This is a genomic window from Rhabdonatronobacter sediminivivens (assembly GCF_013415485.1).
GTDB lineage: Bacteria > Pseudomonadota > Alphaproteobacteria > Rhodobacterales > Rhodobacteraceae > Rhabdonatronobacter > Rhabdonatronobacter sediminivivens.
Genome location: NZ_JACBXS010000009.1, coordinates 1 through 23,347 on the forward strand (window position 1 = coordinate 1; position 23,347 = coordinate 23,347).

Annotated in this window: 17 protein-coding genes; 15 read left to right on the forward strand and 2 right to left on the reverse strand. The window is 67.5% G+C overall.

The annotated features are described in order from the left end of the window. Positions 1-193: 193 nt before the first annotated feature. Positions 194-1,564: an MATE family efflux transporter gene (locus HUK65_RS05960; protein ID WP_179905237.1), complete on the reverse strand. Its 1,371-nt coding sequence runs from the start codon at positions 1,562-1,564 to the stop codon at positions 194-196. Between the two features lie 180 nt (positions 1,565-1,744). Between HUK65_RS05960 and HUK65_RS05965 the strand changes: the two genes are divergently transcribed. Both HUK65_RS05965 and HUK65_RS18990 read left to right on the forward strand, forming a co-directional pair. Further along, positions 1,745-2,395 (forward strand): 5'-methylthioadenosine/S-adenosylhomocysteine nucleosidase, encoded by a 651-nt coding sequence (locus tag HUK65_RS05965; RefSeq protein WP_179905238.1) that lies wholly within the window; start codon positions 1,745-1,747, stop codon positions 2,393-2,395. Positions 2,396-2,503: 108 nt separating this feature from the next. Continuing rightward, positions 2,504-2,632 (forward strand): hypothetical protein, encoded by a 129-nt coding sequence (locus tag HUK65_RS18990; protein ID WP_268839286.1) that lies wholly within the window; start codon positions 2,504-2,506, stop codon positions 2,630-2,632. 178 nt (positions 2,633-2,810) lie between these two features. On the opposite strand, the gene HUK65_RS05970 is transcribed toward HUK65_RS18990, so the two are convergent. Further along, on the reverse strand, positions 2,811-3,755 hold the full coding sequence (locus tag HUK65_RS05970; RefSeq protein ID WP_179905239.1) for a hypothetical protein: 945 nt from the start codon (positions 3,753-3,755) through the stop codon (positions 2,811-2,813). Between the two features lie 330 nt (positions 3,756-4,085). On the opposite strand from HUK65_RS05970, the gene HUK65_RS05975 reads away from it, so the two are divergent. The 13 genes from HUK65_RS05975 (at position 4,086) to HUK65_RS19090 (ending at position 23,229) form a co-directional block, all read left to right on the forward strand. Further along, positions 4,086-5,021 carry a phosphoadenosine phosphosulfate reductase gene (locus tag HUK65_RS05975; RefSeq protein WP_179905240.1) on the forward strand — a complete coding sequence of 312 codons (936 nt, stop codon included), beginning with the start codon at positions 4,086-4,088 and terminating at the stop codon, positions 5,019-5,021. A 61-nt stretch (positions 5,022-5,082) separates the two neighbouring features. Continuing rightward, a complete protein-coding gene (gene pyrC, locus HUK65_RS05980) occupies positions 5,083-6,144 on the forward strand; it encodes a dihydroorotase (protein ID WP_179905241.1) in 1,062 nt (353 codons plus the stop codon). A gap of 104 nt (positions 6,145-6,248) precedes the next feature. After that, positions 6,249-6,917 carry an orotate phosphoribosyltransferase gene (locus HUK65_RS05985; RefSeq protein ID WP_179905242.1) on the forward strand — a complete coding sequence of 223 codons (669 nt, stop codon included), beginning with the start codon at positions 6,249-6,251 and terminating at the stop codon, positions 6,915-6,917. 104 nt (positions 6,918-7,021) lie between these two features. Further along, positions 7,022-7,318: a virulence factor gene (locus HUK65_RS05990; protein WP_179905243.1), complete on the forward strand. Its 297-nt coding sequence runs from the start codon at positions 7,022-7,024 to the stop codon at positions 7,316-7,318. Positions 7,319-7,338: 20 nt separating this feature from the next. After that, entirely contained in the window at positions 7,339-8,265 is a 927-nt protein-coding gene (locus HUK65_RS05995) for a methylenetetrahydrofolate reductase (protein WP_179905244.1), read from the forward strand. Positions 8,266-8,278: 13 nt separating this feature from the next. Continuing rightward, a complete protein-coding gene (locus HUK65_RS06000; protein ID WP_179905245.1) occupies positions 8,279-9,238 on the forward strand; it encodes a methyltetrahydrofolate cobalamin methyltransferase in 960 nt (319 codons plus the stop codon). A gap of 162 nt (positions 9,239-9,400) precedes the next feature. After that, positions 9,401-11,665: a dockerin type I domain-containing protein gene (locus HUK65_RS06005; protein ID WP_179905246.1), complete on the forward strand. Its 2,265-nt coding sequence runs from the start codon at positions 9,401-9,403 to the stop codon at positions 11,663-11,665. Positions 11,666-11,795: 130 nt separating this feature from the next. Beyond that, on the forward strand, positions 11,796-13,988 hold the full coding sequence (locus HUK65_RS06010) for a dockerin type I domain-containing protein (RefSeq protein WP_179905247.1): 2,193 nt from the start codon (positions 11,796-11,798) through the stop codon (positions 13,986-13,988). Positions 13,989-14,072: 84 nt separating this feature from the next. After that, positions 14,073-16,175: a dockerin type I domain-containing protein gene (locus tag HUK65_RS06015; RefSeq protein ID WP_179905248.1), complete on the forward strand. Its 2,103-nt coding sequence runs from the start codon at positions 14,073-14,075 to the stop codon at positions 16,173-16,175. Between the two features lie 214 nt (positions 16,176-16,389). Continuing rightward, on the forward strand, positions 16,390-18,591 hold the full coding sequence (locus HUK65_RS06020; RefSeq protein WP_179905249.1) for a dockerin type I domain-containing protein: 2,202 nt from the start codon (positions 16,390-16,392) through the stop codon (positions 18,589-18,591). 163 nt (positions 18,592-18,754) lie between these two features. Continuing rightward, the gene (locus HUK65_RS06025; protein WP_179905250.1) at positions 18,755-20,935 is read left to right on the forward strand and encodes a dockerin type I domain-containing protein; all 2,181 of its coding nucleotides are present in this window, start codon (positions 18,755-18,757) and stop codon (positions 20,933-20,935) included. Between the two features lie 156 nt (positions 20,936-21,091). Next, positions 21,092-21,559, forward strand: a complete 468-nt coding sequence (locus HUK65_RS06030) for a hypothetical protein (protein WP_179905251.1) — start codon at positions 21,092-21,094, stop codon at positions 21,557-21,559. After that, the gene (locus HUK65_RS19090; protein WP_179905252.1) at positions 21,508-23,229 is read left to right on the forward strand and encodes a dockerin type I domain-containing protein; all 1,722 of its coding nucleotides are present in this window, start codon (positions 21,508-21,510) and stop codon (positions 23,227-23,229) included. Before HUK65_RS06030 ends, HUK65_RS19090 begins: the two co-directional genes overlap by 52 nt. Positions 23,230-23,347: the final 118 nt, after the last annotated feature.

Below are 23,347 nucleotides of genomic sequence, written 5' to 3' on the forward strand. Positions count from 1 at the left end.
GCCCCGCCCCCCGCGCCCGGGGCCCCCCCCCCCGGGGGGGGGCCCCCCCCGGGCCCCCCCCCGGGGGGGCCGGCCCCCCCCCCCCCGCCGCCCCCCGCCCCAACGCCTGTGACGTCACAGCGCAGCTGTGGCGGCGCAGGGGGCGGGAGTGCCCCTTTTCAGGTAGTGCCCACCGCCGGGGCAACGCGCGGGATCAGACGGCGGCGGTGGTTTCCGCCCGCCCCGCCCCGCGCCAGAACCGCACCATCAGCAGCACCGCCGCCAGGGTCAGCCCGATCACCAGGCCGAACCAGATGCCCTGCCCGCCGAATCCCAGCACCACCCCCAGCACATAGCTGGCGCTGATCCCGACCAGCCAGTAGCTGCCCGCGGCGATGAACATGGGCACCTTGGTATCCTTTACCCCGCGCAGCAGCCCCATGGCCATCACCTGCGCGGCATCGGCCAGCTGGAAAAGCGCGGCCACAACCAGAAGCGACACGCCGATGGGAATGATCACCGCGCGCTCGGGGTCGTCCGGGGCCAGGAACAGACCCACCAGAAGCTCGCCGAACAGGAGATAGATCCCCATGGTCAGGGTCGCAAAGACCAGCGACACCGCCACCGCCGCCTGCGCTCCACGCCGCAATGCGGCCTGATCGCCCCGCCCCCGCGCACGCCCGACCACCACGGTCGCAGCGTTCGACAGGCCCAGGTGAATCATGAAGAAGGCCGCCGTGATTTCCAGCGCGATTCCATGCGCGGCCAGTTCGCGGGTGCCGAACCAGCCCATCATCACCGCCGTGGCGGCAAACAGCCCGGCTTCGGCCACCAGGGCGATGCCGATGGGCCAGCCAAGCCGCCAGACCTGCCCCATGGCCACCCAGTCCGGGCGCCAGAACCGCGCCCAGAGCGTGTAGCGCCGCAACGCCGGGAGCCAGGCGCAATAGACCATCAGCGCCAGCGCGCTGAGCACCTGCACGATGATCGTGGCAATGGCCGCACCGCGCACGCCCAGCTCCGGCGCCCCCAGATTGCCGAAGATGAACACCCAGTTGACGAAGACATTCACGAAGACCGCCGCCACCGTCACCCACAGCACCACCTGCGTGCGCTCCAGCGCCGCCAGATAGCATTTCAGCACCATGACCACCAGCGCGGGGACCATGGCGAAGGCCAGGATGCGCAGGTAATCCTGGGTCAGGGCAGCCACATCGGCGGGCTGGGCCAGGGCCAGCAGGATCGCCTCGGACCACCACAGGGGCGGCATCACCGCCGCGCCAAAGCCGATCGACAGCCACAGCCCCATGCGGGTGGCGCGGCGAACCTCGGTATCATCATCGCTGGCGGCGGCGGTGGCGACCATGGGCATGACCGCATTGGCGATCCCGGTGCCCAGGATGAAAAGCGTGAAGAACACCGTCGCGCCCAGCACACCCGCAGCAAGGTCGGTGACGCCATACCAGCCCAGCATGACCGTATCGGTGATCTGCAGCGCAAATTGCGCCAGATGGCTGCCTGCCAGCGGCAGGCCCAGAACCAGAACCAGCCTGGCATCGGCAATATGATTACGAAACAGGCGCATCAGACCCCGATACGCCCGTAAAACCGCCAGGGCAAGGCGATCCGGCCCGGCAGCGGGAAAGCGAAGCACGGCACCTCTGGCAGGCGGTCGAAGAGCAACGCACCCCCACCCTTGACCCGGTGGCGGCTATGGCCAACAACAGCTGACAGTCACTGTTCAACCCGCGCCAGGTGCCACCCCATGTCCCAGCTTGCCCCGACCGATCCGCCCCTTGCCGATATCGCCGGGCGCCGGGTCCTGTTCCTGATGGCGGCCGAGCCCGAATACGGCCCGCAGTTGCGCGCCCGGTTTCGTCCGGTCATCACCGGGGTCGGCCCGGTCGAGGGCGGGGTGGCGGCCGCCGCAACACTGGCACAGGCGCGCGGGGCGGGGCGCGCGCCGGATCTGGTGGTGTCACTGGGTTCGGCCGGTTCGGCCCGGCTGGAACATTGCGCGGTCTATCAGGCCACCCGCGTTGCCTACCGAGACATGGATGCAACCCCGCTGGGCTTTGCCGCAGGGGTCACGCCCTTTCTGGACCTGCCGGCGGAAATCGCCCTGCCCCTGCGTATTCCCGGCATTCCCGGGGCCAGCCTGTCGACCGGAGCGAATATCGTCTCGGGCGCCGCATATGACGGGATTGCCCAGGACATGGTGGATATGGAGACCTTTGCCATCCTGCGCGCCTGCCAGCGGTTTTCAGTCCCGCTGATCGCGCTGCGCGGCATTTCGGACGGGGCGCGGCCGCTGGAGGGGATCTCGGACTGGACGGACTACCTGCATGTGGTGGACGCCCATCTGGCCGAGGCCGTGGACCATCTGGCCCGCGCCATGAGCGACGGCGTGATCTGACCGCGCGCCGCGCCCGGAATTCTCCGCGACGGCGCCAAGTTCCTGCCCCAAACGCCCGGCATTTTTCGAAACATCGAAAGAACTTCGGGTCGCAGAAAGGACGCCGCCATGACTGTTCGCAAGCGCTGGATCGACTGGGTCACCCGCGAGAGCGCCGCCCAGACTCAGGCCCTGCCCTGGCATCGCGCGGTCAAGCGCAGCCGCCGCATGGAACGCAGCACCCTCCCCGCCTGCTGAGGCCCCCGGCCCTTGGCGGGCAGATGCCGCGGCGCAGGCTGACCCTGCGCCGCAATCCCGAAGAAACCGGATCCGGTCGCTGTCACCCTGCGCGGGCCGCATCACCTGCAGCGCCGCCGCATGGGCGCATCTTCGGCCCTCGGAACACCGCCGATGCACCGAACAACCGGCAGCCGCCTCAGTCGGTTGCCGGAGGCAGCGGAGACGTGATCAGCGGCGCGCGATAACGTTCGATGGCCTCTTGCAGATGCACGGCAAAACACGGGTCCGTGGCCTCGGCATCGGCCAGAAGGTGTCGGCGCCCGCGGGCATCGGTGCTCAGCGCCACGCGACGCAGCAGCGCCGACTGGCCCCGCGCACTGGCGGCAAAGCGCGCCGCATCGATCAACCGTTCCGACGGGCTGCCAAAGGTCAGCAGAATGCTGTGGGCGCCCATCGCCTGTGCGGCGGCCATGGTGCAGGACCGGGCACTGGCCGCGCAGCGGTTGTCGCAGAACCGGCGCACCGACAGCGCTTCGGGGGCTGTGGACAGCCAATCGGCAACCTCATCGGTCGCAAGCTCCAGCCCCATCATGCGCCGCTGCGGATCGCCCGGGGCCAGGTCTTCACCATCAATCGCGGCGCCGTCCTGCCAGGCCAGAAACCGCAGGCCGGGCGGGTAGTCCGGGTGATCGACCAGCGCGGCCATGCCGCCTGCCTCACGCTTGGCGGCATATATCAATGCCTCGCGCGCGGCGCGGGCCTCTCCTTCGGCAGCGAAGTCCAGGGCCAGCGCGGCCGGCGCATCTGCCGCCCACAGTCGAAGCCACAATCCCGCAAGCGGCGATTGTTCAGCCGCTTCATGCATCCAGCTGCGACCCGAAAGCCCCCCGGGCATCCGCATCAGCTCTACCCGTTCCGCGCGCGGCAGCTGTGACAGCCACGGCCCCTGCAGTGCAGGCGACTTGTCGATCAGCGCCAGCAGAAGCTGCGCTGCGGCATTCCCCTCCTGTGCAAGGTCCGACAGCATCGGCAGGGCATCGGCCTCGGCATCGGCAAGCCACAGTTCGACCGCCTCCTCAAAGGCCGCCTCCTGCTGCCCCGGAACAGGATCGGCCATGGCCGCCAGCGGTGCAACAAGCATCCAACCGGCGAGCACTGCGCGCGCAATCCAAGTTCCCGGCACCGCGCCTCTCCCTGCTCTTTCGCCCGGCATGACTATGAAACCTGCACAATCGGCTAGCAAGCGGATATTTCATGTGCATACCCGCCGAAATTCGCGCAGTCCCGCGACCGCGCGCGAACCTAAAACGTGCATACAAAAAGTAAATACAACCTGAAGGTGCATATGGAAACAGTCTGTCCACGCGCACTTGACGAATCTTCTACATTTTGCCGTGTTTCCTCCGGGATGCCGACATGCTCCTGCACGATCACCCTGTCTGACCAGAATACAGACCGGCGCGGGGGCCCCATGAACCAGGAATTCACCGATATCGACCTCTCCAAGGCCCAGACCGAGGCCGAATGGCTGGCCCGTCTGGACGAGTTGGGCGAGGAGGTCGGCAGCTTCGACCCGCTTGGCCGCCGACATGCCGCGTTCTTCTGCCGTGGCAATGACAAGGTGCTTCTGGTCACCTTCGAAATCGCTGCCGAGATCCGCGCCGCAGGTGGCCGCCAGCGCCCGCTTGGCTATGAGATCGCCGGAAAGAACGGCTGGTCTTCGCTGACCCTGGTGGCCCGGGGGCAAAGCTGGTTTCGTGACCCGGCCGTGTGGGACCATTTCGACCGGCTGATCGATGACGGGGTCTTCGAGGGCTTCGACCAGGTGGTGTTCTTTGGCACCGGCCCCTGCGGCTATGCCGCGGCCAGCTATTCGGTGGCCGCCCCCGGTGCCACCGTGCTGACCGTTGCCCCGCAGGCCACCCTGGACACGGCCCGGGCGGAATGGGACACCCGCTTCCCGCAGACCCGGCGGCTGGATTTCACCTCGCGCTTCGGCTACGCCCCGGACATGATCGAGGCTGCCGCGCAGATGACCCTGATCTATGACCCGGCCCGCCGTCTGGATGCGATGCACGCCAGCCTCTTTCACGGCGCCAATGTCACCGCGCTGCGCACCCGCTGGCTGGGGCGTGATACGGCGGGCGAACTCATGCGCATGAATGTGCTGACCCCGGCGCTGGAACTGGCCTGCCAGGGGGCGCTGACCCGGGCCAGCTTCTTCCGCCTGTTCCGCCGCCGCCAGTCCCTGGCCAGCTATGTCGCCCGGATCGTGCTGCGCACCGAATCACTGGGCCGGCCACGGCTGACAGTGCTGGCCGCCCGCGCGGCGCTGCGCATCGCGCCGTCAGAGCGTGTCAAAACCTTGCTCGAACAGGCCGAGGCCCGCTGCAAGGCCCCGGCCTGAAGCGCAGCCACACCCATTTGCGATCTGGATTTGCGCGGCGGCATTGTGTAACCCCGATGCCATGGCACCGACCCTGACCCTGCGCCGTCCCGATGACTGGCACCTGCACCTGCGCGACGGCGAGATGCTGCGCGCCGTGGCCCCCGAATCGGCGCGCGATTTCGCCCGCGCCATCATCATGCCCAACCTTGTGCCGCCCGTGGTCACCGGCGCCCAGGCCGAAGCCTACCGCGACCGCATCCGCGCCGCCCTGCCCCCGGGCAGCGGGTTCACCCCGCTGATGACCCTCTACCTGACCGAGGACACCGACCCCGCCGACGTCACCGCCGCCCATGCCGCGGGCATCATCCATGCGGTGAAGCTCTACCCGGCGGGCGCCACCACCAATTCGGCCTCGGGCGTGCGCGACTTCACCCGCACCCGCCCGGTGCTGGAGGCCATGGCCGAGGCCGGCATTCCCCTCTGCGTGCATGGCGAGGTCACCGACCCCGAGATCGACATCTTCGACCGCGAGGCGGTGTTCATCGACCGCATCCTCGATCCCCTGCGCCAGGCCACGCCGGGGCTGCGGGTGGTGATGGAACATATCACCACATCGGACGCCGCCGATTACGTGCGCTCCGCCCCCGAGGGCCTCGGCGCCACCATCACCACGCACCATCTGGTGATCAACCGCAACCATATCCTCGCTGGTGGCATCCGGCCCCATTACTACTGCCTGCCCGTGGCCAAGCGCGAAACCCACCGCCTGGCGCTGCGCGCCGCCGCCACCTCGGGCGATGCGCGCTTCTTCCTGGGCACCGACAGCGCGCCGCACCCGGATGGCGCCAAGGAAAGCGCGTGCGGCTGCGCGGGCTGCTTCACCGCCCCCCATACGCTCCCCATCCTCGCCCATGTGTTCGAGGCCGAGGACGCGCTCGACCGGCTCGAAGGCTTCACCTCGCTCCACGGCCCCGCCTTCTACCAACTGCCCGCGAACGAGGATCGCATCACCCTCACCCGCGCCGACACCCCCCTCACCCTGCCCGAAAAGCTCCAGACCGGCGACGGTCCCGTCACCCTCTTCGATCCGGGATTTCCACTCCACTGGCAGGTCGCCGAACCGGCAACCGACAAGGCCTGAGCGCATGTTCATTTTCTTGCCGCAAATACTCCACGGGGGTGCGGGGGTGTGAAACCCCCGCATGCGCCCTGTCCACCCAGCACCCCCGCCCAAAAGGACCGCCCATGCTGCCCGCCACCTTCCCCGACCGCGCCACCACCGCCCGTCTCACCGCGCGGATGCTGCTGGACATCCAGGCCGTGCATTTCAACGCGGCCGAGCCCTTCACCCTGGCCAGCGGGCTGAAAGCCCCCACCTATATCGACTGCCGCAAGCTCATCAGCTTCCCGCGCATCCGCTCCACACTTATGGATTTCCTCGCCTGCCGGGTGCTCGAAGATGCGGGCTTCGAAGCCTTCGACAATATCGCCGGGGGCGAGACCGCGGGCATCCCCTTTGCCGCGCTGGTGGCCGAACGGCTGGGCCTGCCCATGACCTATGTGCGCAAGAAGCCCAAGGGCTATGGCCGCAACGCCCGGATCGAAGGCGCCATGACCCCCGGCCAGCGCGTCCTGCTGGTCGAGGATCTGACCACTGATGGCGGCTCCAAGCTCAGCTTCGTCGATGCCATCCGCGACACCGGCGCCACCTGCGCCCATACGGCGGTGATCTTCTATTACGGCATCTTTCCGGAAACTGAACCGCGGCTGGCCGAACACGGGGTGCGGCTGCACGCCCTCTGCACCTGGCATGATGTCCTGGCCGAGGCCCGGCGCGGCGGCGATTTCGACGCCGCAACGCTGGATGCCGTCGAAACCTTCCTCAACGCCCCGCGCGACTGGTCCCCCGCCTGACAGCCCGCCCTGGTCGCAACCGGCGGACCCGATGTCGCTATCATGGCACCCCGCGCCCGGGATTGTCCTATGACACGGCCAGACAGCGGGCAGAGGAAACAGCCATGGCACAACTGGTCATCGTCTACTGGCGCGACATCCCCGCGCAGGTGATCGTCGGCAAGGGCCGGCGCGCGCAGAAGATCGCGCTTTCGGAACGCTTCGAACAGGCCATCGACCGTTGCGCCATGAAGGTCGGCGCCAGGGATGCCGATGCCTATCTGGCCGAATGGCGCAAGGCCCCGCCGGTCGAGGTCGCTGGCGATGATGAAGATGTCGCGAAAGCCACCGCAGCGGCGCTGGAAGCCGAGTATGACAGCGCCAGGTTGAAATCCCTCATTGCAAACGAAGGCTGGGCGTGAGGCGTATCCGGGAGCTGGTCATGGCATTGCTGAATTTCCGTCGCGCGGAGACCCCCCGGGTTGCCGGGGCCGCAAACCCGCAGGTTGAGGCCTTCCTCGATGGCTACTCCATCGAGGTCATGCCCCGCACCGCCGAAAAGGTCGCCGATTTCCGCGACCTGCTGCCCGCGAACACCCGCGTCTACATCGCCCATATCGAAGGCACGCCCATCGAAGACATGGTCGCCACCGCCGCGCGCCTGCGTGCCGAAGGGATGGAGCCCATGCCCCATTTCCCCGCGCGCATCATCAAGGACCGCGCCACCCTGGCCGACTGGGTCGCCCGCTACCAGGGTGAGGCGGGCGTGCGCCAGGCGCTGATGCTGGGCGGCGGCGTGGCCAAGCCCCATGGCGCCTATGACAACTCCATGCAACTGCTGGAAACCGGCCTCTTTGACGGGTTTGACCGGCTGCATGTCGCAGGCCACCCCGAAGGCAACCGCGACATCGACCCCCAGGGCGGCGACCGCACGGTGATGGAGGCCCTGCGCTGGAAGGCCGAGTTCGCCCGCCAGAGCGGCATCCCCATGGCCATCGTCACCCAATTCGCGTTCGAGGCCAAACCCCTCATCGCCTGGGCCGACCGTCTGGCGGCCGAGGGCATCGACCTGCCCGTCCATATCGGCGTGGCCGGTCCCGCCAAGCTGCAGACGCTGATCAAGTTCGCCATTGCCTGCGGCGTCGGCCCCTCGCTCAAGGTATTGCAGAAACGCGCCAAGGACGTCACCAAGCTGCTGCTGCCGTTCGAGCCGACCGAGCTTGTCACCGATCTGGCCGCGCACAAGGCCGCGCACCCCGCGTTCAACATCGAGCGTGTGCATTTCTTCCCGCTGGGCGGCATCAAGACCAATGCCACCTGGGCCATCGACCATGGCGGCGCCGCCGCGCGTCCCGCAAACCAGAGCTGACAGAAAGAACCCCATGACCCGCACCGTCATCGAATCCGCCACCAAGACCGTCACCATCGGCTTTGACGAGCCGTTCTGCGTCATCGGTGAGCGGATCAACCCCACCGGCCGCAAGAAACTGGCTGCCGAACTGGAAGCCGGCGATTTTTCGACCGTGGAAAAGGACGCGCTGGAGCAGGTCGCCTGCGGGGCCATGGTGCTCGATGTCAATGCAGGGGTGGTCTACAACTCCAACCCCAACCCCAACGAAACCGAACCGCCCCTGATGACCAAGATGCTGGAGCTGGTGCAGGGGCTGGTGGATGTGCCGCTCTGCATCGACAGTTCGGTCCCGGCCGCGCTTGAAGCCGGTCTGGCGGCCACCAGGGGGCGGCCGCTGCTGAACTCGGTCACCGGCGAAGAAGACCGCCTGGAAGCGATCCTGCCGCTGGTCAAGAAATACAACGTGCCGGTGGTCGCTATCTCGAACGATGACAGCGGCATTTCCGAAGACCCCGATGTGCGCTTCGCCGTGGCGAAGAAGATCGTGGAACGCGCCGCCGATTTCGGCATCCCCGCGCATGACATCGTGGTGGACCCGCTGGTCATGCCCATCGGCGCCATGTCCACCGCCGGGCAACAGGTCTTTGCCCTGGTCCGCCGGTTGCGCGATGAACTGGGCGTCAACACCACCTGCGGCGCCTCGAATATCAGCTTCGGCCTGCCCAACCGCCACGGGATCAACGCGGCCTTCCTGCCCATGGCCATCGGCGCGGGCATGACCAGCGCCATCATGAACCCCGTCCGCGCCGTGGAGATGGAGGCCATCCGCGCCGCCAACCTGCTGATGAACCATGACGCAAACGGCGGCGAATGGATCCGCCTGGCCAAGGTTCTGGACGCGGTGAAGGAAGGCGCCAGCTTTGCCGAGGCCTCGAAAGCCGCCAGCGCCGCCAGTTCCGGGCGCCGCGGCGGGCGCCGCGCGCGGGGCTGAACCACCGTCAAACGGGCGCGCGGCAGCGGCCGTTCATGGCCCCTCCGGCACTTGCCGCAACCAGGGGTGCATGACACCTGCGCGCCGGGCTTGCCCGGCGGCGCTACCCCGGCAATAAAGGGCTGACGGACCCCCGCCAGCCCTGACATGCCTGAGGTGCCCATGACCTACCAGCTGTTTCCCGCCACCGCCTTCACCCGCCCCCATGCGGATGATCCCGGCGCCTTTCGGGAACCCGATTACGCGCAGCTGACCGATGGCAGCGTGATCGCGGTCTCCACCCAGCAATACCGCCCCGACCCGGACGGCCCCGTTGTCAACCGGCTGGTGGCGCATCGCTTCGATCCGCAGGGCGTGCTGACCGATACGCAGGTGCTGGTGCAGGATGCGGGCACGCCCTTTTCCCGCGGCACCGAGATCATCGGCCTGCGCGATGGCGGCTTTGTGGTCAGCTTCAACCGCGACGGGTCCGATTTTCTGCATCTGCGCAGCTTTGACGCCGATGGCACCCCGCGGGGCGACCATGCGGTGACCGCGCCACCCCGGGTGTTTGACGCAGGCGGGCAGGAACAGGCGCCCGTGACCATTACCGGGGGGCGTGACAATGCCCTCAGCGCGTTGGAGGATGGCGGCTTTGCGCTCGGCTTCTCTGCCTCGCACGCGTCCGTGTTCGCCTTGTATGACGGGGCCGGGACCAGCTTCACCCAGGTTTTCGACGCCGATGCCACACCGCGGACGGATCCGCTGCAGATTGCCCCCTGGGTGGTCCGGGCGCCGGGGGCCGATGCTGAGGCCGACAGCGCCAGTGTCCATGCCTCGGTCCCGCTGGCGGATGGGGGCTATGCGGTGATCCTGCGTGCGGGCGCGAACACCCCGGGCGGCGTCGAAGGCCAGAACCGGATTGTTGCCGCCCAGATGTTCAACGCCGATGGCACCCCCCGGTCCGACCCCTTTGCCGTGGCCAGCGCCGAAAACCATGATGGCAGCATTCCCCATGCCGCCGCGCTGGCGGACGGAAGTTTTGTCGTTGCCTGGGTCAATGAACAGCGCGGCAGCGCCAACCAGGCCTTCTGGCGGCGGTATGACGGCGACGGCACCCCCCTGGGCGATGCGGTGCAGGTCGCCCCGGGCGCTGCCTCTTTCGCGCTGTCGCTCACGCGCCAGATGGTGACGGTCAGCCCCACGGAGGATGGCGGCTTCTTCATCACCGGGCATCGTGTCGGCGCCGACAGCACCCGCTTGCTGCAACGCTATGACGCAGAGGGTCAGCCCGTCGGGGGCCTGGATGCCACGCTGCGCGCCAGCGATGAAGAGCACTTCGGGCGCATCCTGCAAAGTCCGGTCAAGGTCTTCGACATGGGGGATGCGGGCTGGCTGCAGCTTCTTGCCACCCAGGGGCGCAATGACGAAGGCCCTGAAACCATCCAGCTTGCCGAAGGGATCAGCGCGCGGATGCATGCGCCGGATATCCTGGGCTCGGCGGGTGATGATACGCTTGAAGCAGGGGACACCGGCACCGCGCTTTACGGGTTCGACGGCGATGACACGCTGATCGGAGGGCCGGGCGATGACATCTTCATCGGTGGCCCGGGCGATGATGTGCTGATCGGCGGTGGCGGGCAGAACATGGCCGTCTTCGGCGGCACGCGGGCCGATTACGACATCCAGGTTGACGCGGATGGAACGGTGATTGTCAGCGATCTGCGCGCGGACGGGCCCAACGACGGCACCGACCGGCTGCAGGACATCCAGCTTCTGCAATTCGCCCGCGCCTCTGGCGGGGTCGAGGTGATTGCCGCCCCCACGCCGGAGGACACACCCAACAATGGTGATGACAACGGGGATGACAACGGCGATCCAGGCGACAACGGGGACACGGACGAACCGGGCACGCTTGCAGGGCTGGTAACGCGGCCTGGCGGCGACGGGCTGGGCAATGTCAGCGTGACCTTCACCCCCGCGGATTCTGAACAAGCCTCCACAACCGCCCAGACCGATGCCCAGGGCCGCTTCACGCTGGAGGCCGCACCGGGCGCCGCCGGCACGCTGGAGGCCAGCCGCGACTATGACCCGGCGGCTGACGGTCGCCCCAGCGCCATCGACGCGCTGGAGGTGCTGCGCCTGGCCGTGGGGCTGAACCCCAGCTTCGGCCCCGCGCAGGCGCTGAATTTCATCGCCGCCGACATGAACGGCGATGGCACCATCACCGCGCTGGATGCGCTGGAGGTGCTGCGCGCCGCCGTGGGGCTGGCCAGCGACAACGCGCCCCGCTGGGTCTTTGTCGACAGCGCCATTGACTGGGAGGCGCTGGACCTGTCACGCAGCAATGTCCAGTTCGACACCGGGATCACCATCGCCGCCGGTGACAGCGATCTGGACCTTGGCCTGACCGGCATCCTGCTGGGCAACATGGCCGAGGTTGCCTAGACGCATGGCTCCGAAACGCCCCTGCTGCGCCAAGGTCACCATTTCATGATTGGCTGACGCAAGTTGACCTTCATCAAGGTCAGCACGATTCAACTGTCGTTAACCTGTCTTCGCAACCAGGAGTCGGGCCATGACCTATCATCTTTTTCCATCCGGCGCTCCTTTCGCCGCTCATGTCGATCTTGCGGGCGATCAGATCACCCCGCAGGCCGCCCGCCTGGCCGATGGCGGGATGATTGTCGTCTTTGCGCAACGGCTGCCCCCGGACACCGAAGACGGGCGGCCCGATCATGAGATCGTCGCGCAGCGATACGACAGCGCGGGCGCCCCGGATGGCGGCCTGCAGGTGATCGAACGGATCGAGGACCAGACCGGCGTGGGGCTGCGCTATCCGGTGGTCACCGGGCTGGACGATGGCGGCTATGTCATCGCCTGGGCCGGTTTCAGCAGCGACGGCACGGCCCGCGATCATGCGCATGTCAACACCTATGATGCCGATGGCGCGCTGGTGAATGCCGATCTGGCCATTCTGCCCACACGCACGGTGACCAGCGCCCTCTTCGGGTGGGATGTCGATGTCCAGCCCCTGGCCGACCCGGCCTCGCTCAGCCTGACCAGCCTGGACACTGGCGGTTTCGCGCTGACCTGGAACGGCGCCTATGTCGGTGAACAGAACCAGTTTGCCGGTGCGCGCAGCGCCTTCACCCAGACCTTTGACGCCAATGGCACCGCCATTGCCGCCCCGGTCCAGGTGACGCCATGGGAGGCGACAGTCTCGTTCGCGCAGGACCGGATGGACTGGGTGGAAAGCAGCGCCCCGCTGGCGGACGGGCAGTATGTCGTGGTGTTTCGCGGTGGCGACAACCATCCCGACAACCCCGCCGACATGCCGGGCATTCTGGCCCGCATCATGGATGCCAACGGCACCCCCGTCACCGACAGCTTTCTGGTGAACGAACAGCTCGTATATCGAAAGGCCGCGCCCGCGGTCGATACCCTGGCCGATGGCAGCTTTGTTGTGACCTGGTCCGATGCAGGCGCCTTCGGCCCCGACAGCAGCACCTACTGGCGCCGCTTCGATGCCGAGGGCACACCCCTGACCCCGGAGCAATCGCTCGGCGCGCGCTTCGCGTATCAGGAGGTCGTGCCCATGGAGGATGGCGGCTTCATGCTGGTCCTGACCCATGTGGGCAACCCCAGCGCCCGAAGTTCGGCCCTGCGCATCGATGCCGAAGGCAACCAGGTGGGCGAGATCGTGCCCTTTGCCGATGCCAGATCCGATGCTGGCGCCCGCAACGATCTGGGAATGGGCTATTTCAGTGGCCCGGTCGATCTGATCCCCCTGCAGGATGGCCCGATGCTGGGGGTCTGGCAGGCCCATCATCCTGCGGGCACAAGTGAGCTTGGCTGGGATGTGATCCTGCGCCCCTTCGCGCCTGATCTTCTGGGAACGGCCGGCGATGACGTGCTGGAGGCCGGCGCGGTCGGCATGGCGCTGTTCGGCCGTCAGGGCGACGATGTGCTGATCGGCGGGCCGGGGGATGATTTCCTTGTCGGCGGCCCGGGCGACGACCTGTTGCAGGGCGGCGGCGGGGTGAACACGGCGGTGTTTTCCGGCCAGCAGGGCGATTATGACATCGCGCGTGGCCCCGGCGGCACCCTGATCGTCACCGACCTGCGCGAAGACAGCCCCGATGGCACCGACACGCTGGAAGACATTGCCTTCCTGCAGTTCTCGGGCTGGATCGCCCCCAGAATCGAAACCGTGGCCGTGGCCGATCTGGAACTTGATGTCACCCTGTCCGGTCAGGTGACCAGCGCACAGGGCCAGCCGATGGAGGGTGTCACCCTGACCCTGATGGCCGAAGGCTGGCCCGACCAGACCGCCACCAGCGACGCGGGCGGGATGTTCGGTTTCTCCCTGGCAAATGGCATTGGCGCCCGGCTGGAGGCCGCGCGCGACCATGACCCCGCCACCGATGGCCGCCCCACCGCCATGGACGCGCTGGAGGTGCTGCGCATGGCCGTGGGGCTGAACCCCAGCTTCGGCCCCGCGCAGGCGCAGACCTTCATCGCCGCCGATGTCAATGGCGACGGGCAGATCACCGCGCAGGACGCGCTGGAGGTGCTGCGCGCCGCCGTGGGGCTGGCCAGCGACAACGCGCCCCGCTGGGTTTTTGTCGACAGCGCCACCGACTGGGAGGCGCTGGAGATCACCCGCAGCAATGTGCAGTTCGACACCGGGATCGCCATCGCCGCCGGTGACAGCGATCTGGACCTCGGCCTGACCGGCATCCTGCTGGGCAACATGGCCGAGGTATGACACGTCCGGGCGCGGGACACCGCGCCCGGGCCCTGAACTTTGCCGCAACCGCCTGCATCGCAGCGTTTGCATAGAGTGCTCACCATGCCATTCACACCCATTCCCCGCACCGAACCGATCCGTCATGACACCGAGGAGATGCAGACGCTGCATCCGCAGCTGATCACGCTGGCCGATGGGCGCCGCCTGATGGTCTTCGAAGGGCGCACCCTCGAAGACGATGCGCCCGTCTATCGCTACTATGGCCAGCATCTTGACGCCGACAGCCAGCCGCAGGGCGCGCCATTCGTTCTGGGCGACCATGTCATGGGCCGCGCCGGACGCTTCGATCTTGCCGCGCTGGAGGATGGCGGTTTCGCGCTTGCCTGGGGTCCGCGCGAAAGCGTCCTTGAACACTTCGTGCGCAGCTTCGACGCCGATGGCACCCCGCGCTCCGCGCCCGTGACCCTTGACGCGCTGGGCGAGACCTGGGCCGCGGGCTGGGTGAATGTCGATGCCCTGCCCGGCGGCGGCTTCGCGGTCACATGGGCGGGCCAGCTTGGCGGCGGGTTCGGTCAGGAGACCCGCACCGGCATCTTCAACCAACGGTTCGACGATGCGGGCGGATCGCCAAGCACGCCCTTGCCGGTCTCGGACCTCAATACCCTCAGTGCATTCGGAAATTTCGGCGGCCGCACCGGCACCCCATCGGCGGCAGTGCTCGAAGACGGCAGCAGCATCATCGTCTGGCAATCCTTCCGCGCGCTGGTCGAAGACAGCCACAACGCCCTCTTTGGCCGCATGCTGGATGCCGACGGGCGCCCGGCGGGCGATACGTTCCAGATTGCCGATTTCGCCGACCGCACCGTGAGCACCGCCAAGGGGCATGAGGTCCTGCCCCTGCCCGACGGCGGTTTTGCCGTGCTGTGGAATGATCCGGTCGGTTTTGAGACCACCACACCGGGCGGCGACCCCACGGTGATCGGCGGCTGGGCGGTGACCGTGCAGCGCTATGACGCCGAAGGCCAGCCCCTGGGCGGCCCGCGTGCCCTCAGCCAACCGACCGAACCCTATGCCCGCGAAGCGTCGGCTCTGGTCCTGCCCGATGGCGATATCGCGCTGGTCTGGGATACCGCGCGCGAAGGGTCGCCCGTTGCCCGCGGCGATGTCGCCAGCTGGTTCCAGCGTCTGGACAGCGACTTCAACCCGCTTGCCCCGCCGGTGCGGATCGAGGCCGGTGAACCCATCGGCGCCCGCGCAGTCGGCGGTACCCTGACGCTGGAGACCGATGCCGATGGCGCAGTGACGCTGGCCTGGCACAGCCTGACCGGCCCAGGCCAGTTCGGCGTCTTCACCCAGACGCTGCTGCCGCAGATCTTCGGCACCGACGGCGATGACATGCTGAGCGCGCGCGATGTTGGCACCATGGTCTTTGGCCTGGATGGCGACGACCTTCTGGTCAGCGGCCCCGGCGATGACTGGCTGGATGGCGGCGTGGGCATGGACACGGCCGTGTTCAGCGGCGCGCTGGCCGATTACGCCCTTCGCATGGGCACGGACGGGGTGGTCACCGCCACCGACCTGCGCCCCCGCGAGGCGGCTGAAGATCACAATGGCACTGACCGGCTGGTGAATATCGAACTGGCCGAATTCGCCGATGAAACCGCACCCCTGGCCGATATCCTGCTGCGCGATATCGCGGTCAGCGTGCAGGGCGTGGACGGCAGCACGCTGGCCGGCGTCAGCCTGAACTTCACCGATGCCGCAGGCGCGACCTTCGCCGTGCCCCCCGCGGGGTTCAGCCTGTTGGCGCGCGACGCGGGCGTGCTGGAGGCCGCGCGCGACCATGACCCTGCCACCGATGGCCGCCCCACCGCCATGGATGCGCTGGAGGTGCTGCGCCTGGCCGTGGGGCTGGAGCCCAGTTTCGGCCCGGCGCAGGCGCTGAATTTCATCGCCGCCGACATGAACGGCGATGGCGCCATCACCGCGCTGGACGCTCTGGAGGTGCTGCGCGCCGCCGTGGGGCTGGCCAGCGACAACGCGCCCCGCTGGGTGTTCGTGGATGCCGCCACCGACTGGGAGGCGCTGGAGATCACCCGCAGCAATGTGCAGTTCGACACCGGGATCACCGTCGCCGCAGGTGACAGCGATCTGGACCTGGGCCTGACCGGCATCCTGCTGGGCAACATGGCCGAGGTCACATAACCGCGCACCCGCGATGATCAACGCGGTGCCAGGCGGCGGGACCACCAACGCCTGGCAGCTGCGCTGCACCTGCCAGACGCCGGAAAACCTGGCTCTCAGATCCTTGATTTGTGTCAAAGCCCCAACCTGCCGCGCCTGCGATACTGCCAGGGATGCTCTGCCGTCCCCCTGATGACGGCACCAGACCTGAAATGCACAGCGACAGGAGCAGGCGTTGACCTATCAGCTTTTCCCCACCACCCCGTTCACCCGTCCCCATGCCGGAGAGCCCGGCAATTTCAACGCACCGCGCTATGCGCAACTGTCTGATGGCCGCGTTGTTGCCATCGCCACCCAGCGCTTTCGCCCTGATCCGGATGAACCCTTTGAAAACCACCTGATCGCCTATCATTTCGATACCGGGGGCAGTTTCACCCATTCGCAGCTTCTGTCCGACAACATCTGGTCCGCCACCGAAAGCAACCCGATAGCGCTGACGGCGCTGGCCGACGGGGGCTTTGCGGTGGCTTTTCGCCCCGATGGGTCGGACAATCTGGAACTGCGCAGCTATGACGAGAGCGGCGCACTGGCGGGCAGCCATATGGTCAGCGCCCCGCGCCGACCGCCCTTCATTGCCAACGGGATCGAACGCTCGCCCGAGAGCTATTCCGGCAGCGGCGGCAACACCCTCACGGCGCTGGAAGATGGCGGCATGGCGCTGACCTTCACCGGTCAGCATGCAGGGCTGCTGGCCCAGTATTCAGGCGCTGGGGCCGTGTTCACCCAGGTCTTCGATGCCGGGGCCGCGCCGGTATCTGAACCCACGCAGATCCAGCCCTGGGTGGTCAGCCTGCCGTTCCAGGCCCATGTGCCTGACAGCATCTATCCCGCAGGGTCCGCCGCGCTGCCCGATGGTGGCTATGTGGTGCTCCTGCGCGCGGGCGAAAACACCCCTGGCGGGGCTGAGGGGTCGCAACTGAATGTCGCCGCGCAGCTCTTCAACGCCGATGGCAGCGCGCGCGGTGAAGCCTTTCCCGTGGCCTCGGCCGACAATCACGGCGGGGATTTTCCCTATGTCGAAACCCTGCAGGATGGCAGCTTTGTCATTGCCTGGACCTTTGCCATCTGGGGCGAGAACACGCACGCCTATTGGCGCCGCTATGACGGCGAAGGCGCGCCGATGACCGAGGCGGTTCAGGTCGCCCCGGGCGAGGGGTCCTTTGACGGGTCCAGCTCGCGCCCGCTGACGACTGTCAATCCGACCGGGGATGGCGGCTTCTTCATCGTGGGCCAGCGGGCTGGCGACAGCGATGCGCGCTACCTGCAACGCTATGACGCCGAGGGCCAGCCGATCGGCGGGCTGGAAACCACGCTGCGCGCCTTTCAGGAGGATCACTTCAACCGCATCCTCGGCTCGCCGATCAAGGTCTTCGACATGGGAGAGGCTGGCTGGCTGCAGTTCATGGCCACCGCCGGTGCGAATGACGAAGGCGCAGAGCGCGTGGTGCTGAATGACGGCTTCAGCGCCCGCATGCACGCGCCCGATATCCTTGGCACCGCCGGGGATGACCTGCTAGAGGCCACCGACATCGGCAGTGCGCTCTTTGGCTTTGACGGCGATGACACGCTGATCGGCGGGGCGGGGAATGACTTCTTTGTCCCCGGCCCGGGTGATGACACCATCATCGGGGGCGGCGGCACCAATCTGGCGCGATTTGGCGGCGAACAGCGCGATTACGAGATCCTGCGCGGGCCCGAGGATACCCTGATCGTCACCGACCTGCGCGACGAGGGGCCGAATGACGGCACCAACACCCTGTCCGGGATTGACCTGCTGCAATTCAGCGGGCGCTTCGTGCCTCTGGAAACGGTCGGAGTTGACGAACTGGAGCTCGACATCGCGCTGCGCGGCGCGGTCACCGACGCGCAGGGTGAGGCGCTGGACGATGTGACCCTCACCTTCGCCCCGGCCGAAGATGGCTGGGATGCCCCGGCCACCGAAACCGGCCCCGATGGCGCGTTCGACATGATCGTCGCCAAGGGTCTGGCGGGCACGCTTTCAGCCAACCGCGCCTTTGACCCGGATGCGGACGGCCGCCCCACGGCAAATGACGCGCTGGAGGTGCTGCGCATGGCCGTGGGGCTGGACCCCAGCTTCGGCCCGGCGCAGGCGCAGAACTTCATCGCCGCCGACGTCAATGGCGACGGGCAGATCACCGCCACGGACGCGCTGGACGTGCTGCGCGCTGCCGTGGGCATAGCCAGCGAGACCGGCCCGCGCTGGGTGTTCATGGACGCCGACACCGACTGGGACGGCCTGGGCCTGTCCCGCACCGACACCGCGGTCGAAACCGGCATCCGCATCGCCCCCCAGGACAGCGACCTGGACATTGCCATGACCGGCATCCTGCTGGGCAACATGGCCGAGGTGGCCTGACCGACCGCGCGGCACGGTGCAACCTGCGTCGTGCCGCCCCTTGGCCCGTGCCGCCTGTTGGTTGTTGACCTGCCGCAAAGCCACCCGGCGTGTTTGCATGCGATAATCATGCCTCGTTGACATCGGTTCGCCCCGCAAGGCGCCCCCGCACCAGGAGCAGATCATGACCTATCAGCTTTTCCCCATCGGCCCGACGGAACGGGTGCATGACGATTTCGCATTCGAACAGTGGCGCGCCCAAAGCGCGAAACTGGCCGACGGCGGCGCCATCGTGGTCTGGTTCGATACACGCGACACCAGCAACATGGGCACCTTCAGCGACAATGCGGTCATGGCCCGCCGCTATGACAGCGATGGCAACCCGGTCGGGCCAGAGCGGATTGTGGCAGAGGTGGACAATTACCTGCGCCCGGTTGTCACCGGGCTGGAGGGCGGCGGTTACGTCATCGGCTGGCTTGATGACGGGCTGGCGCGTTTCGCCCTGTTCGATGCGGCGGATGCGCCTGTTCAACAGGGGGCCCTGTCCGCGCCAACGCGTGTCCATACCCTGACGGATGGCACAACAGTCACCGCCGATACTGAGGTGTCTTCCTCCTCTGCCGGTTCACTGTTCTGGGATCTGACCTCGCTCGACACCGGTGGCTTCGCCTTTACCTGGACTGCGGCGCACGGACGAACGGCCTCCTTGAATTCAGCCAGCAACAGCTTCACCCAGACGTTCGATTCTGCCGGAGACCCTCTCGGCACGCCGGTGGCGCTGGGGCCTTGGGCCAGTTCCCCGGCCGGGCAGACCAGCGTCACCACGGTCGGCGGCGCCATGCTGGAAGACGGGAAATACGCGCTGCTGATCCGCCTGTCTCCGGACGACACCGAGCGCGACAGCATCAGCGTGGCGGTGCGCGTGTTCAACGAAGACGGCACGCCGGCGGGGGAACCTGTCCTGCTGGATCCCGATACGCCCGGCAATCAGTATGCCAGCGACATTGCCACCCTGGCCGATGGAAGCCTGGTGGCGACCTGGTACACCTCGGCCTGGATAGACGAAGGCGGCGGTGCAAAGCTGCGGCGGCTGGGCGAGGATGGCACACCGCTGGACGCGGCCGTGCGGATTGAGGGCGGTTCGTCTTCAAGCGCCTGGATCACACCAATGGAGGATGGAGGCTGGCTGGTTTCCTGGCATATGGCTGTGCCGCCTGCCGGGGGCCGAGCGTATATGCAACGCGCGCAGCGCTATGATGCCGAGGGCAACACGGTCGGCGATGTCACGCAAATCGCCAGCGTGCGCAGCGATCCGGACCGCAGCGATTTCGGGATTACGGGATTTGCCGGTCCCGGTGATTTCGTCGCGCTGGAAGGCGGCCCGCTTTTTGGCCTGTTCAACGGGTATGTCAGCGACAGCCCCGAAGACGGCCCCCAGCGCGGCGATCATGATGTCTTCGTCAGGCTTTATGGGCCCGAGGTGCTGGGCAGCGGCGGCGACGATGTGCTGGAAGCCGGCGCGACCGGCACCGCGCTTTACGGGCTGGAGGGCAATGACACGCTGATCGGCGGGCCGGGGGATGACTTCCTGATCGGCGGCCCGGGGGATGACCTGCTGCTGGGCGGTGGCGGCACCAACATGGCGGTGTTTTCCGGCCGCCCGGCGGATTATGACATAACCCGCGGCCCCGATGGCCGACTGACCGTCACCGACCTGCGCGAAGACAGCCCGGACGGCACCGACACGCTGGAAAACATCGCCCTGCTGCAATTTTCCGGAAGGGGCACGTTCGACCGCGAAACCGTCGCCGTGGCCGATCTGGAGCTTGATGTCACCCTGTCCGGTCAGGTGACCAGCGCACAGGGCCAGCCGATGGAGGGTGTCACCCTGACCCTGATGGCCGAAGGCTGGCCCGACCAGACCGCCACCAGCGACGCGGGCGGGATGTTCGGTTTCTCCCTGGCAAATGGCATTGGCGCCCGGCTGGAGGCCGCGCGCGACCATGACCCCGCCACCGATGGCCGCCCCACCGCCATGGACGCGCTGGAGGTCCTGCGCCTGGCCGTGGGGCTGAACCCCAGCTTCGGCCCGGCGCAGGCGCAGACCTTCATCGCCGCCGACATGAACGGCGATGGCACCATCACCGCGCAGGACGCGCTGGAGGTGCTGCGCGCCGCCGTGGGGCTGGCCAGCGACAACGCGCCCCGCTGGGTGTTCGTGGATGCCGCCACCGACTGGGAGGCGCTGGAGATCACCCGCAGCAATATGCAGTTCGACACCGGGATCGAGATCGCCGCCGGTGACAGCGATCTGGACCTGGCCCTGACCGGCATCCTGCTGGGGAATATGGCCGAGGTGGTGTAACGCGGCGCCCCCTGCCCGCAGAGCGGACACCACAGGACGGCACAACCGCCGAGTACTCATGGGTGATAGCGCTCGCAGTAGGCATCACTTGACCCATGTCAAGGTCAGCGCGCGGCGGTGCGGAATACTGCCCTGAAGGATCCCAGGAGAACAGCCATGGCCTATCAGCTTCACCCCTCCGCACCTGCCTTCGCCGTCCAGCCGGACATGACCGGCTTCCAGGACCGCGCCGTCGCCACCCCCTTGGCCGATGGCGGCATGCTGGTTGTCTACCAGAACCGCATCCAGCCCGATCCGGAAGACGACTGGGACCATAGCGTCCGCGCGCAGCGCCTTGATAGCGCCGGCAACCGCATCGGCGATCCGCAAACTCTGACCGAGTTTTCTCACTGGTATTCGGGGATTTGGGCCCCACCGGGCGCGGTAGGGCTGGCCGATGGCGGCTATGCCATCGCCTGGTCTGATTTCGAAACGCAGCACCTGCTATCCAGACTTATGACGCCAACGGCGCGCAGACCAGCGATGCGCTCAGCATCCTGCCACCGCGCGAGGTCATCAACGCCAACACCGGGATGCCGGTCAATGTCACCCTCAATGCGTCCCAGGACATCGCGCCCGCGCTGACTGCACTGGACCATGGCGGCTTTGCCGTCGCGTGGCAGGCTGGCCACGGCGGCATGATGACGATGTATGGTGCCGCCAGTAGCAGCTTCAGCCAGCCCTTCATCGCCACCGGCCAGCCCATAGCCCAAGCCAGCCGGATCATGGACTGGAGTACCGGTCACGTAAGCGATACGGTGCCGCTGACCGATGGCCAGTACCTGGCAATCCTGGCTGCGAACCCGCAGCACCCGGAAGCGCCGGATCAATACAACACCGTTCTGGGCCAGATCATCGATGCGACCGGCGCGCCACTGGGCGAGCCCTTCCTGGTGCCCCAGAGCCATGACTCGCACAAGAACAGCCCCGCCGCCGCACTGCTGGATGATGGCAGCATCGTGGTGGCCTGGGTGGAAGCCGGGGTTCACGCGCAGGCGACCTTCTGGCGCCGCTTCGATGCCGAAGGCAACCCGCTGAACGACGAACAGCCACTGCTGCCGCTGGGGCGCATCGACCTGGATGTGGATGTCGCGGCGATGCCGGATGGCGGCTTCCTGCTACTGGTCGCCAATCATCCGGGCTGGGGCCAGTCAGTCGGCATCAACTCGGCCCAGCGCTTCGATGCCGAGGGCAATGCGGTGGGCGAGCTTTCGCGCGCGGTTCGCGCCTGGGAAGACCTTGGCATGAGCTTCCTGCACGGCAATGCCACCATCGTGCCGCTGCCCGATGGGCCCATGGTGGGGGTCTGGACCGCCACTGCGACTGTCGGCTACGTCACCAATGTCCTGGCGCTCCCCTTCGCAGCTGATCTGCTGGGTACGGACGGGGATGATGAGTTGCAGGCGGGCGATGTCGGCACGGCGATTTTCGGGTTCGAGGGCAACGATACGCTGATCGGCGGGCCGGGCAACGACTTCCTGACCGGCGGGCCGGGGGATGACCTGCTGTTCGGCGGCGGCGGGATGAACACGGCGGTGTTCTCGGGCGTGTTCAGAGACTATGACATCGCCCACGGTCCGCAGGACACGCTGGTGGTCACCGACCAGCGCGAGGGCAGTCCGGACGGCACCGACACCTTGTCGGATATCCACATGCTGAAATTTACACATGTCAGCAGCCCGAGCACGACCGAGGTGGCCGATCTGGATCTGGACCTCACCGTTGCGGGCCATGTCAGCGATATGGCGGGCAATGCGATGGCCAATGTCGACGTCACTTTCACCGCCGCAGCAGACGGCTGGGAAATGCAGACCACCCGGACCGGCCCAGATAGCGCATTCGACCTGCGCGTTGCCAAGGGTCTGGCCGGGGAGCTTGCCGCCAGCCGCGACCATGACCCCGCCACCGATGGCCGCCCCAGCGCCATGGACGCGCTGGAGGTGCTGCGCATGGCCGTGGGGCTGGACCCCAGCTTCGGCCCGGCGCAGGCGCTCAATTTCATCGCCGCTGACGTCAATGGCGACGGGCAGATCACCGCGCTGGATGCGCTGGAGGTGCTGCGCGCCGCCGTAGGGCTGGCCAGCGACAACGCGCCCCGCTGGGTCTTTGTCGACAGCGCCACTGACTGGGAGGCGCTGGACCTGTCACGCAGCAATGTCCAGTTCGACACCGGGATCACCATCGCCGCCGGTGACAGCGACCTGGACCTGGGCCTGACCGGCATCCTGCTGGGCAACATGGCCGAGGTGGCCTGACCCTGGCGGCCCCTGCGGGGTGGCGCGCGGCCCCGTGCTGCACCCGGCGCGGCGCAATGCTCTCTTGCCGCGCCGCGCCCCGCCGTGCCAGACTTCGCCTGCCCAGCGGATTGGACCA